Consider the following 16,575-nt stretch of genomic DNA (forward strand, 5'->3'; position numbering starts at 1 on the left):
TGAATATAGATTAAGCAGAGTGAATTTTATCACTACAATAATAACTTGTCAATAGTTTATTATTATAATAATAAAATTTTATTTTTAAGAAATGTTTTAAAGTATAAAGAGTAGAATTTAATATTATATTAATTTTTATTGAAGGCGGTTTTATGGATGAGGGACAAAAACAACAATTTATAAAGTTGACATATTTTTTAGGAGAAGTCCTAGGTGAGCAATATGAGATAGTGTTTCATGTAATTACTGAAGATGGAGCTTATATTGCGGCAATTGCTAATAATCACATTAGTGGGAGAAGTTTAGATTCTCCCTTGACTGCTTTTGCAAGTGAGCTTATGCAAAATAAAAAATATTTAGAAAAAGATTTTTTATGTGATTATAAGGCTCTTGTTGGAAAATCAAAATTAATTAGAGGATCTACTTTTTTTATTAAAAATCATGATAAATTAGTAGGTATTTTGTGTATCAATCATGATACTAGCATTATGAGAGATTTAATATGCAAGATGATTGATTTAGAAAAAATTGGAGATATGGGTGATATTTTAGGAAATATTAGTTTTTCTCAAAATGATTCAAACATAGAAACATTAAGTCACTCGATAGAGGATATTTTAGTTCAAAGTGTAGATTCTAGTTATTTAAATTCTGATTATCAATTAAGTATTACTCAAAAAGAAGAAATTGCTGAAAAGCTATATGAAAAAGGTATTTTTAATATAAAAGGAGCGGTTCCTATCGTAGCAAAATTTTTAAAAATTTCAGAACCTAGTGTTTATAGGTATCTGAAGAAATTTAAAAAATACTAAAATTTTTTGATAAATTTTAGTATTTTTAGGCTCATTTTCTTTAAAAAATTATTTTTAGATTTTTTGAGTAAAAATTCTGCCACATCTTTGCGTCCAAACATAATAGCAAAAGTATAAGGTGTCATTCCTAAACCATTGTTTTCGTCAATATTTGCTCCATATTTAACTAAAAGTTCACACATAGGTAAATATCCTTTAAAACAAACTCCTGCTAATGGGGTTTGTCCACGATCGTTTTTTTCATCTACTTTTGCACCTTTTTCTAAAAGCATTTTAGCACTTTCATAAGAATTATTATAAGCTGCAAGCATAAGCAAGCTATCTCCTTTATGAGTTTTTAAATTTACATTTAAACCTGCTTCTATCATGATTTTAAGATTTTCGCATTCATTATTTCTTGCAAAATTAAAAGCCATTTTGCAAAGCTCTTCAAATCTTTTTTCTTCTTCTAAGCTAAGAGTTGTCATTGTTTTTCCTTAATTATTATAATCTTTAGTTTGCCACCAAAAGTGGCAAGTAAAAATTATTTTTCTAAAGCTTTTTTAATTCCTATTGCATAATCAGGTGAAATTTTTTCAAAATGTTCTAAAGCTCTAGTGATAATTTTTTCATCAACTCCCTCCATAGAAGCGGCGATATTATGAAAAAGTTGAGTTTTTTGATCATCATTCATAAGATTAAATAAAGCTCTTGGTTGAGTATAAAAGTCATTATCTAGTGGAGCATATCTTTGTGCTACGCTTTCTAAGACTAAATCAGGTTCAAGATAGCTTTTGTCTTCTTTTGGGCTATTATCATAGCTGTTTGGTTCATAATAAGCTGCATCATTTTTATAACTATCAAAATTCATAGCACCAGCGACATTGTAAGTATTCACTTCGCTTTTTGCACGATTTACGGGCAAAAGATGATAATTAGTTCCTATTCTATATCTTTGTGCATCAGGATATGAAAAAATTCTAGCTTGCAACATTTTATCAGGGCTAAAGCCAATTCCAGGAACGATATTGCTTGGACTAAAGGCAGCTTGTTCAACTTCATTGAAATAATTTTGAGGATTTTTGTTTAGAATCATTTCGCCTATATCCATCAAAGGTACAAGACTATGAGGCCAAATTTTTGTTAAATCAAAAGGATTAAATCCAAGTTTTTCTATATCTTTTTCAGCAAGAATTTGAACTTGAACTTTCCATTTTGGAAAATCTTTATTTTCTATAGCATTATAGAGATCTCTTTGATGGCTTTCTCTGTCTTTTGCTATAAGCTCAGCAGCTTCTTGGTTGGTAAGATTTTTAATCCCTTGTTGGGTTTTAAAATGGAATTTCACCCAAAATCTTTCATTTTTATCATTAATAAAACTATAAGTATGGCTTCCAAATCCATGCATATGACGATAACTTGCAGGAATTCCTCTATCACTCATAAGAATGGTTACTTGATGTAAGCTTTCAGGACATAAACTCCAAAAATCCCAAGCAGCATTATTGCTTCTTAAATGTGTTCTTGGATCTCTTTTTTGAGTATGGATAAAATCAGGGAATTTATAAGCATCACGGATGAAGAATGTCGGAGTGTTATTTCCTACCAAGTCCCAGTTTCCTTCTTTGGTGTAAAATTTAATAGCAAAACCTCTCACATCGCGTTCAGCATCTGCTGCACCTGCTTCACCTGCTACTGTTGAAAAGCGTAAAAATAATGGAGTAACTTCGCCTTTTTGAAAAATTTTAGCTTTGGTATAAGCACTTAAGTCTGCTGTAATTTTTATTTCGCCATAAGCTCCACTTCCCTTAGCATGAACGGTTCTTTCTGGAATTCTTTCTCTATTTTGATGAGCAAGTTTTTCAAGTAAAAGATAATCTTGCATAAGTAAAGGTCCTTTTGCGCCTGCGCTTAATGAATTTTGGTTATCAGCTATAATGTTTCCAAAATCGTTAGTCAATTTTTTCATTGTTTTCTCCTAAATAATAAAATTTATTAATTAGTAAATTATATCTATTAAAAATTAAAATTAACTGAATAATTGCATTTTATTAATAATAAATTTCAAAATAAATTTAGTTTTTTTATATTATAATAATAATTATCAAAATATATTTTAAAAATCACAAAGGAGAATTTATGTCAGTTTTGGTTATTGGTGCAGATGAAATCACTCCTATTAGAGCTGTTTTACATGATTTAGGTGCTAAAAAAATAGAACACTGGGATGCGCGTAATGAAAATAGAGTTAATCGCAAGCCGATTCCTTGTGATACAGAATGTATAGTAATGTTAACAAGCTTTTTAAATCATAATACTATGAAAAAAATCAAAAGTGAAGCTAAAAAGCGTAAAATTCCATTAGTTTGTGCAAAAAGAAGTGTAAGTTGTGTGTATTGTGAATATTGTAAAATTTTTAATCTTAATAAAGAATTTTCTTGCTATAAAGGTTAAAGATGTTATTTGGATTTGATGATAAGCAAGAATTTATACCGCAAATTTATCGCTATTTAAACAATCAAGAGCTTATGTTGACTTTTTTAACTCAATATAATGCGAGTGTTGATAGCGCTCTAAAAATTCCTCTTTTATATGCAAAAAATACCAAGAGTTTAAAAATGATATTTGGAAATTTTTTACATGATATAATGCATGTTTCATTTGGTAAGATTCAAAATATAAATATCAAGCTTAATACATACGCTTTCTATTTTCAAAAAAGAAAAAGCTTAATTTTTAATACTAAAATATCTAAGAATATCGATCTTTTAAGACTTTTAAGAATTTATCTTTATGGCATTTGTTTTGATGCGCAAATTTTATTTAGCTCTTATGTTTATGATAAGGTTTCTTTTCAAAATAATGGAAAAAATATAGATCAAGATGGTGATCTTATTATAATAGATAAGAAATTTGCAATTTTACCACTTTGCAAAGAGATTAATATACATAATTTAAAAATTGAAAATGAAATTCATGGATTATTGGATTTAATAAAAGAAAATAATTTTGAAAAATTTTATATTGTTTGTCCGCGTAACAAAAATTTCACACATTTTATTGAAATAAAACATTTTTTGTGTGATTTAAACAAAACTATGTTAAAATTAGTTCCGTATAAAATATCAAATCAAATTATAAGGAGAAAATAATGTCAGTAGCAGTAATCTATGGTAGTGCTATGGGAAATACAGAAGGAGCGGCTAATACAATTGCTTCAAAACTTGGAATTAGCGATGTTTTTAATATCTCAGATATTGATGCGGCTAAAATGAATTCTTACGATAAATTAATTTGTGGAACTTCAACTTGGGGAAGTGGTGATTTACAAGATGATTGGGATGGTTTTGATTTTTCAGGGCTTAGTCTTGGTGGAAAAACTGTAGCTGTATTTGGTATGGGTGATAGTGAAAGTTATTCTGACACTTTTTGTGGCGGCATGGGTAAATTAGCTCAAAATTTAAAAGATGCAGGTGCAAATTTGGTAGGAGAAGTTTCAACTGATGGTTATACATTTGAAGCAAGCGATGCGGTTGTAGATGGTAAATTTGTTGGACTTGCTCTTGACAATGATAATCAAGAAGATCAAACTGAATCAAGAATTGATGCTTGGGTAGAACAAATCAAACCTTATTTTGCTTAATAATTCTTAAAATCAAGAGTTTTTATACTCTTGATTGTCTTTTCTTAAAAATAAAAAAAACTCACTATTTGATTTATAATTTTATTTTCTAAAGATAATTGACAGCGTTCTTTATTTCCAAGATAAGCTGTTCTTGCAAGAAGACTTGTTTTTTGAGAATTGTAATTTTTAGAGTTGATTTGTAAATTAACTTGCATAGTATAGTAGTTTTCTACCATCCATTCTCCATCACTTTCGAAAGGATCAAAATCGTAAAAAAATCTTGCTGAAGTTGTGATTTTTTGAGCATAAGAACGCTTTTTCATATCTACAAGATTGATTAAAATTTCATAATCTGCATTCTCTTTTACTTCTTTTAAGCCTAAATTTTTAAGTTTTAAAGCCAAATCTCTATCCAAAGTAGTTCGAAGTTGGCTAGGATTTTGAAAGGAAATTTTAAAACTTTGTTGTTTTTGCGATCTGATAAAAATGCCTTCATTGCTTGTTTGAATAAAGCTTTGTATGAAAGTTGCATTGGTGCAAGCACTCATAAAGAGTGCTATAAAAAAGCTTAAAATTAAAGCAAATTTAGACATTAGGTTTATTTAATAATAGTTGGAGTAGCGCTAAGACCTAATGAGCGATATTTTTCATATAAGGAAAAAACTTCTTTTAATTCTGCATCACTTACTTTTGGATAATTTTTGATATTTGCATCATAGTATTTGTTTAAAATTGCGATTTTTTCTTTATCATTTTTTGCTTTTTTTGCTTCTTTGTAGATTAGAGCGGATTTTTCAAAAGCAGATTTTCCATGTACTGGAGTTAAAATATAATTAACTTGATAGTTTTTAAGTTCATCATCAATTTGAGCTAAATGTTCTCTACAATAAGGGCATTCAGGATCTGAAAAAACATAAATTGTAGGTTTATTTTTATCTCCCAAAGCTATTACCATGGTTTCTTTTTGTGCTACAGCTTTAGCATTTTTTGTAAAATTTTCTCTTGCTTCTTGAAATTTTTTCATTTCATATTCTTGAGCATAAGAAATTCCCGTTTTCAAGTCGATAAGATCAGGGGTAATAAGACTATCTTTTGTAAAAAGAATGTTTTCTTGTTTTTGTCCATTTAATTCAACGCTTACAATAACACTTTCAAAACCCGTATTACCAACCTTTTGACGATTTGATACACTAACGGTAGCATTTGGAAATTGTGCTTTAATGCTTTTTGAATAAAAATCACTAATTTCTGAATTACTTGCAGCAAACAAAGATGCTGAACAGGCAAGAATTAAACTTAATTTTTTCATAGTTTATAAATCCTTTAAATAAATTATGTTTAATTCTATAATGATTTTCTAAATGTTTGTTAAAAATCTTTTTTCAGCTTCTTTGCTTACTTGAGGAAATTTGTCTAAGTATTCTAAATAAGCAATAGCATATTTTCTTGAAAGATTGAAATATTCTTTCATACTTTGCACATCAAGACTTTGATTTTTTAATAAATTTAAACATTCTTGCATAAGTTTTTCAAGAGCTTGTTTTTCTATAAAAAGATTGTGTGAAAGTCTTACAACCAAGCCTTTTTGGGTAAGTTTTTTGAGTATATTATCTCCGCTTTTTCTATCAAGTTCTAAAAAATCATAAAGATTATAAGGAGCTTCGGGTTTAATACCTTGTTTTTTTAAAATTTCATATAATTGATTATTATTTTTTTCTTGAAGTTTTTCAAAATCTATGCCTTTTTTAAAATAAATTCCATTTTGAAAATCCAATAAATTTGACATTTCTTTAAGTCCGAGTTCGCAAAAATTTTCACTTGCCCAAGTAATCCTTAAAGCTAAAGAATGTGCTGAAAGCATGGCATAAGGATTTTTTTCAAGTATGAATTTGATGAAATTTTTAATTTCTTCTAGACTTTGTAAATGATATACATTAAGATTTTTTTCATCAACAAATACTTGATTTAATTCTTTTGCTAATTTCAATGCTTTTTGATGAGAGAGTTTAAATCTTTGATAGCTTGAAAGCAAACCAAAGCCGTATTTATGTGCGTCTTTTAAGAAAGAAAAAGCTGCTTTAAAATCTTTATTTTTCAAAAACATTAAAAATTTATTTTTTTGTTCTTTTTTTAAAGGTTCGCTTAAAGGATTTAAAACCTTACCACCACCTATAACACGATTGTTTTGTAATAAAATAAAAGCCTCATCAAAACTTAAAAATACATTTTTATCAAAACTAAAATGCACAAAAAATTCATCATTTTCTAGTTTTTTTAATATATTTATTTTGCATTCTATTTGTCTTGAACCCACGCAAAAAATCATTTTGCTATTTTGTAAATTTTTTGCTTTAACTAAAGCATCGCATTCTTTAAAGGCTTTAAAATAACCTTTTTTACTTAGTAAATAACCTTTTTTTAACTCTTTATAATCACAATTTAAACTTAAAGCCACACGGTTACAAGCTTTGATTTGCTCTAAATTAGTATCGTGGTTTTGTATATTTTTAACAATGAGTTCTTTTTGAGTGTCTAAACAGATGATTTTTTCATTTAAAGTGATGCTTCCTTCATTAAGACTGCCTGTAACGACAGTTCCTATGCCTTTTAGAGAAAAAACTCTATCGATATAATAATGAAAAATCAGTTCTTCATCGTTTTCTTTGTTTTCTATGGTATAAAGATAATTTTTTAATTCTTCTATGCCTTGATTATTTTTTATACTGGTGTGAAATACTTTTAAAATGGGATAATCTAAATTTTTTAACTCTTCTAAAATTTCTACACTTTTTTGCTCTATATTTTCACAAAGATCGCATTTGCTAAGTACTAAAATAATATTTTTAATATCAAGAATTTTTAAAATTTCTAAATGTTCTAAACTTTGTTCTTTTAAACCCTCGTTAATATCTACAACAAACAAACAAACACTAAAGCCAAAAGCTCCACTTACCATAGTTTTAACCAAATCTTTATGTCCTGGAACATCGATAAAAGAAATGTTTTTATCTTTTAATTTAAGATTTGAAAAACTTAAATTAATGGTGATTTGTCTTTCTTGTTCTTCTTTTAAACTATCGCCTTCAAAACCATTTAAAGCTTTAATGAGTGAAGTTTTTCCATGATCAATATGTCCTGCAGTTCCTATAATAACAGATTTCATAAGTTTTCCATTTGATTGATTGTAAGAATAAGTTTTTGAAGTTCACTTTCTTGTATAGTTCTAAAATCAAGAACAAATTCATCATTTTCAATGCGTCCTATGATATTTTCTTTTCTAAATCGAGTTTGTAGTTTTAAAGCATCTCCTTGAAAAGTTAGTATATAAGTATCTAAACTTTTATCAGGCATAGAACCTCCACCTACTAAACTTTTGCTTTTTTTAAGCTGGGTTTGAAAATTTAATTCTTTTTGTACTCTTAAAGCTTTTTTTTCTATAAAGGATAAGTCATCATTTAAAAGTTTTAAGGTAATAATTTTTTCATAATCTTTTTGCAAATAAGCTTTTAAGCTTTCGTTTAAAAAAGATAGAGTTAATTTATCCACTCTTAGCATTCTTAAAAGTTGATTTTGTTTAAGCTTTTCTATGAGTTCTTTTTTTCCAAGTATAATGCCCGCTTGCACACTACCAAAAAGTTTATCTCCACTAAAACTTAAAATATCACATTCTTGCACGAGTTTTTTGATTTTAGGTTCATTTTTAATCAGTTTTTCATTTAAATTTTCACACCAGCCAGAACCTAGATCATAATAACTCAAAAGTCCTTTTTCTTTTGCTAGTTCATGTAGATCTTTTATATTTACTTCACTGTGAAAACCCATAAGAGCGAAATTAGATTTGTGGGTTTTTAAAATTAGAGCGGTATTTTCGCTGATAGCTTGTTCATAGTCTTTTAAGTGTGTTTTGTTGCTAGTTCCAACTTCGCAAAGCTTTACACCTGCAGCTTTTATCACTTCAGGCACACGAAAACTTCCGCCAATTTCTACAAGTTCTCCTCTTGAGCTTATGACTTCTTTATCATAACAAAGAGAATTAAGCACTAAAAAAACTGCCGCAGCGTTGTTATTGACTACTAAAGCATCTTCGCATTCAAAAAGCATTTTAAGTTTTTCCAACACCAAAGCATAGCGAGAGCCTCTTTTTCCATTTTCTAAATCAAACTCTACATTAGAATAATTACAAATGATATCTTTACACGCTTCATAAAGTTCTTCATGGATTACACTTCTGCCAAGGTTTGTGTGTATAACCACTCCGCTTGCATTAATCACACTTTGTAAATCTTTGCGGTAAAAAGTTTTGATTTCTTTTTTGATTTCTAAAAGTAGTTTATCTTTAGAAATTTCATCTTGGGAAAAATTTTCTTTTAGTTTTGCGACAACTTTTTTACAAAAAAATGCTTTGATATAAAAAGGATAGGATTTTAAACTCTCATCTTCAATAAGAGTGTTAATCTGTGGAAAAGTTCTAAATTTGTTCATCTTAAGCCTTAAGAAAATATTTGGTTATTTTAACATAGAATTTATAAAATGATGTTTTAAAGAGATTAAGGAAGATAATGCAAGATTTTGTTTATATAAAAAATGATGTTTTAATCCCTTTGCCTGATGCTATTGAAATTTTAGATCAGGCAAATGATAAAGAAGCATTAATTTGCAATGATAAAAATCAAAAAGCACAAATTTATGCCCCTGAGATTAATTTTTATCTTAAAAATTCTCAAGATGAAATTTTAGAGCAAAGTAAAAATGTTTTAACGCTTTATGAAGCAAGAGCTAGTGTTTATGATTTAGGGCTTGATTTAGAACAAAGCAAAGAAGTGCAAAATCGTTTGGTTTTAGCAGATAGCGATACTCAAACTGTAGATTTTTTAAAAGAACATGGATTTAAGGTTATTGCTTTAAGTAGTGCAGAAATTTTAGCTGTTTTTGGAAGTGTAGGGGAGCTTTGTGCTGTGGTTAAAAATCAAGGCGAAGAAGTTGAAATAGATTTTGATTTTTTACTTTTTAAAGCTGAGGATTTAAGCGTTATGCGTAAAGATTTTACAAGACAAAGTGGATGTTATAATCTTTTAAATTTTGAAAATCTTGAAGTATTGTTGGAGTTTTTACAAAGCAAAAGTCCAAAATATCACTATAAAACTTATATTAGCTATAATGCTAGCGTGTGTCAATACCACGAAAGACGCAGTGAGCATTGTGCAAAATGTGCTGAAATTTGTCCTACTGTGGCGATTTTAAAAGATGATGAAAAAAAGCATTTAGAATTTTCTCAAGTGGATTGTTTGGGTTGTGGAGGATGTATTAGTGTGTGTCCTAGCGGATCGCTTGATTATGCTCCTATGCCAAGAGAAAGTTTTTTTACCCTTTGTGAGTTTTATAAAGATAAAAAAATTTTAATCATTCCTAAAAAAATGTCTTTAGAAAATTTAAATCTTGCTTTACCAAAAGATGTTTTACCCTTTATGATAGAGGGTGAAAAATGGCTTTCTTCTATGCATTTTTTAACACTTTTGCAAAATAGTGGTGCAAATTTGGTTTTTTATACGGACTTTGTATCTCGTGGTAGCAATGAAGCCATTACGCTTTTAAATACTTTTTTTGAGAGAAAATTTCAAAAAAAAGCTATTTTTGTTGCTAAAGATGAAAAAGAATTGCAAAATGTTTTAAAAGAGCAAGAATTCATACAAGATTTAAAATATGATTTTCATAATAACACCTTAACTACAAGAGAAAATTTTGCCAAAAGAATGCAAGAAATGATAAAAAATGAAGATTTTGGTAGTATAGAAAGTGGCGAATGGTTGCGTTATGGTAAGGTAGAAATCAATCCTAATACCTGTACGCTTTGTCTTTCTTGTGTGGGTGCCTGTAATGTAGGAGCTTTAATCGCTGATAAACAAGAAAATGCTTTGAAATTCAATGCTTCTCTTTGTACGACTTGTGGGTATTGTGAGTTAAGTTGTGCTGAAAAAGATACTTTAAAATTATTTCGTAGTGGAATGGAGTTTAGAGCTTCTTATTTTGAATATCAAACCATGGCAAAAGATGAGCTTTTTTCCTGTATAGAATGCGGTAAAGAATTTGCGACCAAAAAAGCTGTAGAAAAAATAGCCAATTTAATGAAACCTAAATTTGGTAATGATGAGAATAAAATCAAAACACTTTATTGTTGTGCAGATTGCAAGGCAAAAGTGATGATAAAAGCAATGATTAATTAAGATCAAGAAGCTTTTTCATCCACAGCATAGCTTTAGATATGATACTTCCATGAGTTTCATTTTTAAAAAGTTTAAAATGAGTTTTACAATTAGTTTCTTTGGATATTTTTTCGCTAAGTTTTTGAGCATTGAGCTTAGCTACACCTTTGATAATACTTGAATTTGTTTCCAATGAACCTAATCCGATGTAAATTTTAGGGCAAGTTTGTAATTTTATGATGTTAGGTAAAAACTCACTATTATCCCACCATAAAGAAGGAGAAATAATAAAATAATGACTAAAAATCTTACTATCATAAAGAAGTGTATCAATGGCAAAAAGTCCTCCAAAAGAATGTCCAAAGAGAATTCGATGGCTAAAATCAATAGGATACATTTTGTTGATATAAGGGATGAGTTGGGTTATTAAAAAATTTCTAAATTCTTTACTACCTCCACCTTGTTTATTTAAATTTGTTGCAGGCGTATAATCTTTAGTGCGTTTTTGTGTGTCAAAAGCTAAATTATTATCATAACCTATTCCAATAATTAAAAGATTTTCTTTGACAGGAGTGTTGAAAAGATTTAAAAAAAGAGGAAAAAAAGCATTTCCATCGAGTAAATAAATGATTTTATATTTATAATTTGAGTTTTCATTCTTGTTTTTAGCTATAAAAATTTTATATATTGTGTCATTATAATTAAATTTGACATTTTCTAAAATAAAGTTTTGTTTTGCTTGTTTTGAGAGCTTGGGTATCTCTAGACTTGGTTTTGCAAAAGCTAGAAAAAAAGAACAGAATAAAAATAATATTTTTTTCATAATTTTTCTTCTAATTCTTTTTTATTTGTAAGTTTGCTATCAAATTTAACAACAAGATTTTTAGAGTTTTTATAAATATCTACAACCCCTAAATTTTCACTAAAACTACTAAAATTTAAAGGTGTGTCTAAAGGTAGATAAAGGTTTTTAAAATCAGCTGGATTTTTTAAGAAAAATAATGCCACAAGCCAAATTAGGGCTAAAATTACTAAAATAATAGCCAAAAGATTTAAGGCATCTAGATGTAAAAATATCCCTCCGATAATACCACCTATAAAACTTCCACCATATCCAAAAGCATTAAACAACCCTAATGCCGCACCTTTTTCATGAACTTTACAAAATTTTGATGCACAACTTTGCATAATAGGTTCGTGTAAATTAAAACCTATAAAAAAAATCACAACTGCTATGATAAAAAAATCCATAGAATTACTAAAAGCAAAAAAAAGATAAGAAAGTATGAAAAAAACAATTCCTAAGAGTAAAATTTGTTTAGCTAAACCTCTTTTTTCACCTAAACTTCCAGCAAAGCCCATAGCGATAAAACCTGCTACCATAGAAGCGCTATAAACAATCCAAAGTTTATCAGAAGCAAAGCCTAAATGTTTTACTAGAATAATAGGAATACTTAAAAATGCTATACTCATAAGCATTTTTTGCATGAAATTAGTAAGATTCATAAGGGCTAAATTTTTTTGTTTAATAAGATGGAAAAAAGGAGTTTTTTCATTTTCATGAGTGATTTTATTTTCTTTAGGTATAACGGTATAAAGTAAAATTATACATAAAAGAGACAAAGCTGCACTAAGATCAAAAAGGCTAGATAAACCCCATTTTGCACTCATTAAAGGAGAGATCACCATAGAAGCTGCAAAACTAAGTCCTATAAAAGAACCCATTACCGCCATGGCTTTACCACGATTTTCTTCTGTGATAAAATCACTTATCATTGCTGTAGCTACTGCTCCAATAGCTCCTGCACCTTGGAGCATTCTTCCTAAAAGCATGATGTAGATATTTTCCGCAAAAGAACAGATTAAAGAGCCTATTATAAAAATAATCAGTCCAATGAACATGGTTTTTTTACGACCAATTTTATCACTTAAAATTCCAAAAGGCATTTGTAAAATCATTTGGGTTAAGGCGTAAACACCAACTAAAAGTCCCACTAAAAATTCATTAGCACCTTCAAGTTTTAAAGCATAAAGACTTAGAACTGGCAAAACTATAAACAGCCCAAAAAATCTTGTTCCAACTATGAAAGATAAGGGTAAGACATTATTTAGCATTATCAATTTCCTATTAAATTTGAAATTTAAATTAGGATAATTTTACTATGAAATGTATTAAGCGTTGATTAACATCGTTTTATCATTTGATATTTAAAAGCTACGCACAAGGATAAATTTTATAAAATCATATTTTTGTTTTTGATATTATTTTGGAGCTTTTGTTATGAAGATTATCCTAGCTACGAGCAATAAGCATAAAGTTTTAGAACTTAAAGAAATTTTAAAAGATTTTGAAATTTATGCTTTTGATGAAGTTTTAATGCCTTTTGAGATTGAAGAAAATGGAAAAACTTTTAAAGAAAACGCCTTGATTAAAGCAAGAGCGGTTTTTAATGCTTTAGATGAAAAACAAAAAAAAGATTTTATCGCTTTAAGTGATGATAGTGGCATTTGTGTAGATGTTTTAGAAGGAAATCCAGGAATTTATTCTGCTCGATTTAGTGGTAAAAGCGATGATAAAAATAACCGTGATAAACTTGTCAATGAAATGGTAAAAAAAGGTTTTAAACAAAGTAAGGCGCATTATGTTGCTGCTATTGCTATGGTGGGTTTGATGGGGGAGTTTAGCACGCATGGAAGCATGCATGGAAAAGTAATAGATACAGAAAAAGGTGAAAATGGTTTTGGTTATGATAGTCTTTTTATTCCAAAGGGTTTTGATAAAACCTTAGCCCAACTTAGCGTGGATGAGAAGAATAATATCTCTCATCGTTTTAAAGCCTTAGAGCTTGCAAAAATCATTTTAAAGATTTTAAATAAAGGATAAAAATGAAAAATTTTTTAAAATATATAGCTATTATTGTTTTAATATATGCTCTTTATGTTGGTTTGGAAACTTGGTTTTCTTAGAATAAATAGTAATTAAAAAGCTTGGTAACAAGAACAAACTTCCACTTAAAAGCAAAATCATTACAAAAACGGTTAAAATTCCAAAATAAATTGTTGGAATGAAATTGCTACTCATCATCACGCTAAAACCTAAAACTATGCTAATTGTGGTATAATAAAGTGCCGAACCTATACTAAGGTGAGAAATCATAATGGCTTCTTCTAGGCTTTTGTTTTTAATTTCTTCCCTAAAACGATAAATATAGTGCAGGGCATCATCAACGCCTATGCCTATAGCAATAGCAGCTATAGTAATACTCATCATATCCAAAGGAATACCTAAAAGTCCCATAAGAGCAAAAACCACGCTTAAAGGAATAACATTTACTAATATAGCCGCAACTGAAAATTTTAAATCTCTAAAAACAATGATAAAAAGTATAAAAATAGTTAAAATTACAAATATAAGAGTATCAAATTGCGATGAAAAAAGACTTTGAAGCATATTATTATAAAGCACCATTATACCTGTGATTTGTACTTCTACTCCATCGTTTTTTACAAGCTCGTTGAGCTGTTTTTTAAGATCTATTAAAAACTCATTACGTCTTAAATTCGGATCAGAGTCAACAATACGCATACTAAATCTTAACTCGTTATTTTCTATACTTACAAAAGGCGAAAGCAAGTCTTGTTTAAATTTAGCAGGTAAATTCTCATTTAAAAATGCAAGGGCAAAATCATTTAACTCTTTTCCATCGTTGATATTTTTCCCTAGGGTTAAAAGACTATTAAGACTTAAAACCGAACCTACAAATTCTTTGTTTTCTAAAAATTCATGAACTTTTTTTGCAATGCGTGTTTTTTTAGAGTCAAACCAATAAGTTTCTTGTGTGGCTAAATTTTCAAATTCACTTTCAAAACTATCAAGAGTATCGCTTGTATTTTGATCGTTTTTATTATTTTGAAAACGAATGATTACTTCTAAAGGCAAGGTTCCACCTAGATTTTTATCAATAACCAAAAGTCCTTTTTTGATTTCACTACCATCTTTGAAATAATTGACAAAAGAATTTTCAACTCTGAGTTTTGAAATGCCTATTAAAGCTAAGATTATAGCAAGAACTGAAATTCCATAAATCATGCGACGCTTTTTAGGATCAAGAGCGGTTTTAGCACAAAAGGCTAAAAGATTAAATTTAAACTCTTTTTTATGATAATTTTTTGGTTTTAAAAGAACTAAGATACTTGCTAAAAACAAATAACTAAAGATAAGAGCTAAACCTATACCTATACTCATCATAATGCCAAGTTTTATGATAGGTTCGATATTTGATAGGATTAAAGAAAAAAATCCTATCATCGTTGTAACAATGGCATAAAGGCTAGGATTTGCTTTGGCTAGTAAGGTTTGAAGCACTATGCGCTCAACTTTAGCTTTGGGATGATTTTGGGTGCTTTCGATAAAATGCGTGATCAAATGAACAACTACACTTAAGGTGATAATTAAAACCAAAGCAACATAATTTGATGAAATAACCGTGATTTGAAAATTTAAAAGTGCAAAAACTCCACTAGCCGCACTTAGGCTTATAAAACAAATAAAAAGAGGTAAAAAAACAAAGCGCCATGAACGGAAAAAATAATAAAGTGCAAGTCCTAGTAAAAATACAAGAGAAACACCATAAAGCACAAGATCAGATTTTATATAAGCTATCATATCATCAGCGATCATGCTTACGCCACCAAGGTAGAGCGTATCTTTGTTTTTTTCATAAGTGCGAGCTATGCTTTTAATAGTATCTAGACTTTGTTTCGTGATAACTTTTTGCTTGTCTTGATGTTCTTTTATGGCAAGACGAATTTGATCTTTTTCTTTTTCATCGGTAGCAAGATCGCGTTTTTCTATAAGATTATTATAAACTGTATCAGGCTTTAAGTAAATAATAAGCCCTGTTACTTTTCCATCTTTTGAGATGATATTATTTTTATAAAAGGGACTATTTAAAATTTCATTTTGGGCTTTTGTGCGGTTTATATCTTGGCTTTCTATATTTGGGATATTTTTTAAAAGTTCTTTTAAATCCGTATTTTGCGAACTTTGAAGCAAAGGGGCATTGATGATACTAAAAACGCGTTCTACTAAAGGGGCTTTTTCTAATTCTTCATGAAGTTTTTTTAATTTGGCTAAATTTTCATTTGAAAAAGGTTTTTCATCATAGGGTTTGAAGGCTAAAAGTAAAAAATTATCACTTTTATAATGTTTTGAAATTTCTCTAAAAGTTTTTAAATCCGCATCATCTTCTAAAAGCAAACTTTCAGCACTTGCATCTACGCTAAGCTTAAAAGCAAAAAAGCTTAAAAACAGGCATATAAATAAGGTTCCAAAAAAAGTACTTTTTGGACGAGAAATAAAAAACTTTAAAAGCTTTGCAAACATTATTCTATGACAATGCTTTCAAGTTTTTGAAGTAGGGCATCAAAGCCTTGGTTGGCTAAAATATCTCCAAATTGTGATCTATAAGTTTGTATTATACTCACACCTAAAACATCTACATCATAAATAAGCCAGTTGTTATTATCATTGTAAAATTTGAAAATGATATTTTTTTCTTCCCCATCTACTACCATAGAAGTGGTTAAAAAATAGCGTTTTTCATTTTTTAACTCACCATTTTTGACCTTTAAAACCTGATCTTTATAAAGACTGAGTTTATCGGTAAAACTTTTTTTAAGACTTGCTTCAAAGGCTGTGGTAAATTTTTCTTGTTCTTTTGGGGTTAATTTAGAATAATTTTTTGAAAGACTGAGTTTTGCCATGAGTTTATAATCTATTATACTATCAAAAAGTTTAAAAATTCCATCAGCAGCTTGTTTTTTATCTTCTTTGCTATCTTGTAAAAGTTTTAAGCTTGCATCAATGTTTTTTTGCATAGTACTAGAAATTTCATCTAGCTGTAAGGCAAAAGCATTAAAAAATAAAGCCAAGATTAGAAATATTTTTTTCATTATT

16 protein-coding genes are annotated in these 16,575 nt (G+C 28.7%); 6 read left to right on the forward strand and 10 right to left on the reverse strand.

What is annotated here, in order from left to right; all coding sequences use genetic code 11:
• Positions 1 to 152: 152 nt before the first annotated feature.
• A complete protein-coding gene (locus tag AJN64_RS06420; protein WP_002862059.1) occupies positions 153 to 812 on the forward strand; it encodes a transcriptional regulator in 660 nt (219 codons plus the stop codon).
• Here AJN64_RS06420 and AJN64_RS06425 read toward each other — a convergent pair.
• A complete protein-coding gene (locus tag AJN64_RS06425; protein WP_002862058.1) occupies positions 809 to 1,279 on the reverse strand; it encodes a Cj1386 family hemin-binding protein in 471 nt (156 codons plus the stop codon). The two genes, AJN64_RS06420 and AJN64_RS06425, sit on opposite strands and share 4 nt — an antisense overlap.
• A 56-nt stretch (positions 1,280 to 1,335) precedes the next feature.
• Positions 1,336 to 2,760 (reverse strand): catalase, encoded by a 1,425-nt coding sequence (locus AJN64_RS06430; RefSeq protein ID WP_070292824.1) that lies wholly within the window; start codon positions 2,758 to 2,760, stop codon positions 1,336 to 1,338.
• 170 nt (positions 2,761 to 2,930) lie between these two features.
• On the opposite strand from AJN64_RS06430, the gene AJN64_RS06435 reads away from it, so the two are divergent.
• From AJN64_RS06435 to fldA, 3 genes are read left to right on the forward strand one after another with little or no spacing between them, the layout of a single operon-like run.
• The gene (locus AJN64_RS06435; RefSeq protein WP_002870622.1) at positions 2,931 to 3,245 is read left to right on the forward strand and encodes a DUF2325 domain-containing protein; all 315 of its coding nucleotides are present in this window, start codon (positions 2,931 to 2,933) and stop codon (positions 3,243 to 3,245) included.
• A 2-nt stretch (positions 3,246 to 3,247) separates the two neighbouring features.
• The gene (locus AJN64_RS06440) at positions 3,248 to 3,943 is read left to right on the forward strand and encodes a hypothetical protein (protein WP_070243133.1); all 696 of its coding nucleotides are present in this window, start codon (positions 3,248 to 3,250) and stop codon (positions 3,941 to 3,943) included.
• Positions 3,943 to 4,434, forward strand: coding sequence for a flavodoxin FldA (fldA, locus tag AJN64_RS06445; protein WP_002855629.1), 492 nt, complete (start codon positions 3,943 to 3,945; stop codon positions 4,432 to 4,434). Before AJN64_RS06440 ends, fldA begins: the two co-directional genes overlap by 1 nt.
• A 44-nt stretch (positions 4,435 to 4,478) precedes the next feature.
• Here fldA and AJN64_RS06450 read toward each other — a convergent pair whose 3' ends face one another.
• Genes AJN64_RS06450 through selA form a run of 4 tightly spaced genes read right to left on the reverse strand, consistent with a single transcriptional unit; the run spans position 4,479 to position 8,898 of the window.
• Positions 4,479 to 5,009, reverse strand: a complete 531-nt coding sequence (locus tag AJN64_RS06450) for a hypothetical protein (protein WP_070209801.1) — start codon at positions 5,007 to 5,009, stop codon at positions 4,479 to 4,481.
• 5 nt (positions 5,010 to 5,014) lie between these two features.
• Positions 5,015 to 5,725 (reverse strand): thioredoxin fold domain-containing protein, encoded by a 711-nt coding sequence (locus AJN64_RS06455; RefSeq protein ID WP_053872851.1) that lies wholly within the window; start codon positions 5,723 to 5,725, stop codon positions 5,015 to 5,017.
• Positions 5,726 to 5,773: 48 nt separating this feature from the next.
• Complete coding sequence (gene selB, locus AJN64_RS06460; protein ID WP_002893949.1) at positions 5,774 to 7,579, reverse strand: selenocysteine-specific translation elongation factor; 1,806 nt, start codon at positions 7,577 to 7,579, stop codon at positions 5,774 to 5,776.
• Entirely contained in the window at positions 7,576 to 8,898 is a 1,323-nt protein-coding gene (gene selA, locus AJN64_RS06465) for an L-seryl-tRNA(Sec) selenium transferase (RefSeq protein WP_070274868.1), read from the reverse strand. Before selA ends, selB begins: the two co-directional genes overlap by 4 nt.
• A gap of 77 nt (positions 8,899 to 8,975) precedes the next feature.
• Between selA and AJN64_RS06470 the strand changes: the two genes are divergently transcribed.
• Positions 8,976 to 10,637, forward strand: coding sequence for a 4Fe-4S dicluster domain-containing protein (locus AJN64_RS06470; protein ID WP_070292825.1), 1,662 nt, complete (start codon positions 8,976 to 8,978; stop codon positions 10,635 to 10,637).
• Here the strand turns inward: AJN64_RS06470 and AJN64_RS06475 are convergent.
• Complete coding sequence (locus AJN64_RS06475) at positions 10,630 to 11,439, reverse strand: alpha/beta hydrolase (RefSeq protein WP_002881495.1); 810 nt, start codon at positions 11,437 to 11,439, stop codon at positions 10,630 to 10,632. The genes AJN64_RS06470 and AJN64_RS06475 overlap by 8 nt on opposite strands.
• Positions 11,436 to 12,731 (reverse strand): MFS transporter, encoded by a 1,296-nt coding sequence (locus tag AJN64_RS06480; RefSeq protein WP_002881494.1) that lies wholly within the window; start codon positions 12,729 to 12,731, stop codon positions 11,436 to 11,438. Before AJN64_RS06480 ends, AJN64_RS06475 begins: the two co-directional genes overlap by 4 nt.
• A 166-nt stretch (positions 12,732 to 12,897) precedes the next feature.
• On the opposite strand from AJN64_RS06480, the gene rdgB reads away from it, so the two are divergent.
• On the forward strand, positions 12,898 to 13,500 hold the full coding sequence (gene rdgB, locus AJN64_RS06485; protein WP_002881493.1) for an RdgB/HAM1 family non-canonical purine NTP pyrophosphatase: 603 nt from the start codon (positions 12,898 to 12,900) through the stop codon (positions 13,498 to 13,500).
• Positions 13,501 to 13,530: 30 nt separating this feature from the next.
• Here rdgB and AJN64_RS06490 read toward each other — a convergent pair whose 3' ends face one another.
• A complete protein-coding gene (locus AJN64_RS06490) occupies positions 13,531 to 16,002 on the reverse strand; it encodes an efflux RND transporter permease subunit (protein WP_002881492.1) in 2,472 nt (823 codons plus the stop codon).
• Positions 16,002 to 16,571 (reverse strand): ABC transporter substrate-binding protein, encoded by a 570-nt coding sequence (locus tag AJN64_RS06495; protein ID WP_053872485.1) that lies wholly within the window; start codon positions 16,569 to 16,571, stop codon positions 16,002 to 16,004. The genes AJN64_RS06490 and AJN64_RS06495 overlap by 1 nt, the downstream gene beginning before the upstream one ends.
• Positions 16,572 to 16,575: the final 4 nt, after the last annotated feature.

This window comes from Campylobacter sp. BCW_4332 (assembly GCF_001763175.1).
Classification (GTDB): Bacteria; Campylobacterota; Campylobacteria; order Campylobacterales; family Campylobacteraceae; genus Campylobacter_D; species Campylobacter_D jejuni.

Coding starts and splice junctions, on each gene's coding strand:
- AJN64_RS06420 (WP_002862059.1), top strand. CDS start 153: ATGGATGAGGGACAAAAACAACAATTTATAAAGTTGACATATTTTTTA.
- AJN64_RS06425 (WP_002862058.1), bottom strand. CDS start 1,279: ATGACAACTCTTAGCTTAGAAGAAGAAAAAAGATTTGAAGAGCTTTGC.
- AJN64_RS06430 (WP_070292824.1), bottom strand. CDS start 2,760: ATGAAAAAATTGACTAACGATTTTGGAAACATTATAGCTGATAACCAA.
- AJN64_RS06435 (WP_002870622.1), top strand. CDS start 2,931: ATGTCAGTTTTGGTTATTGGTGCAGATGAAATCACTCCTATTAGAGCT.
- AJN64_RS06440 (WP_070243133.1), top strand. CDS start 3,248: ATGTTATTTGGATTTGATGATAAGCAAGAATTTATACCGCAAATTTAT.
- fldA (WP_002855629.1), top strand. CDS start 3,943: ATGTCAGTAGCAGTAATCTATGGTAGTGCTATGGGAAATACAGAAGGA.
- AJN64_RS06450 (WP_070209801.1), bottom strand. CDS start 5,009: ATGTCTAAATTTGCTTTAATTTTAAGCTTTTTTATAGCACTCTTTATG.
- AJN64_RS06455 (WP_053872851.1), bottom strand. CDS start 5,725: ATGAAAAAATTAAGTTTAATTCTTGCCTGTTCAGCATCTTTGTTTGCT.
- selB (WP_002893949.1), bottom strand. CDS start 7,579: ATGAAATCTGTTATTATAGGAACTGCAGGACATATTGATCATGGAAAA.
- selA (WP_070274868.1), bottom strand. CDS start 8,898: ATGAACAAATTTAGAACTTTTCCACAGATTAACACTCTTATTGAAGAT.
- AJN64_RS06470 (WP_070292825.1), top strand. CDS start 8,976: ATGCAAGATTTTGTTTATATAAAAAATGATGTTTTAATCCCTTTGCCT.
- AJN64_RS06475 (WP_002881495.1), bottom strand. CDS start 11,439: ATGAAAAAAATATTATTTTTATTCTGTTCTTTTTTTCTAGCTTTTGCA.
- AJN64_RS06480 (WP_002881494.1), bottom strand. CDS start 12,731: ATGCTAAATAATGTCTTACCCTTATCTTTCATAGTTGGAACAAGATTT.
- rdgB (WP_002881493.1), top strand. CDS start 12,898: ATGAAGATTATCCTAGCTACGAGCAATAAGCATAAAGTTTTAGAACTT.
- AJN64_RS06490 (WP_002881492.1), bottom strand. CDS start 16,002: ATGTTTGCAAAGCTTTTAAAGTTTTTTATTTCTCGTCCAAAAAGTACT.
- AJN64_RS06495 (WP_053872485.1), bottom strand. CDS start 16,571: ATGAAAAAAATATTTCTAATCTTGGCTTTATTTTTTAATGCTTTTGCC.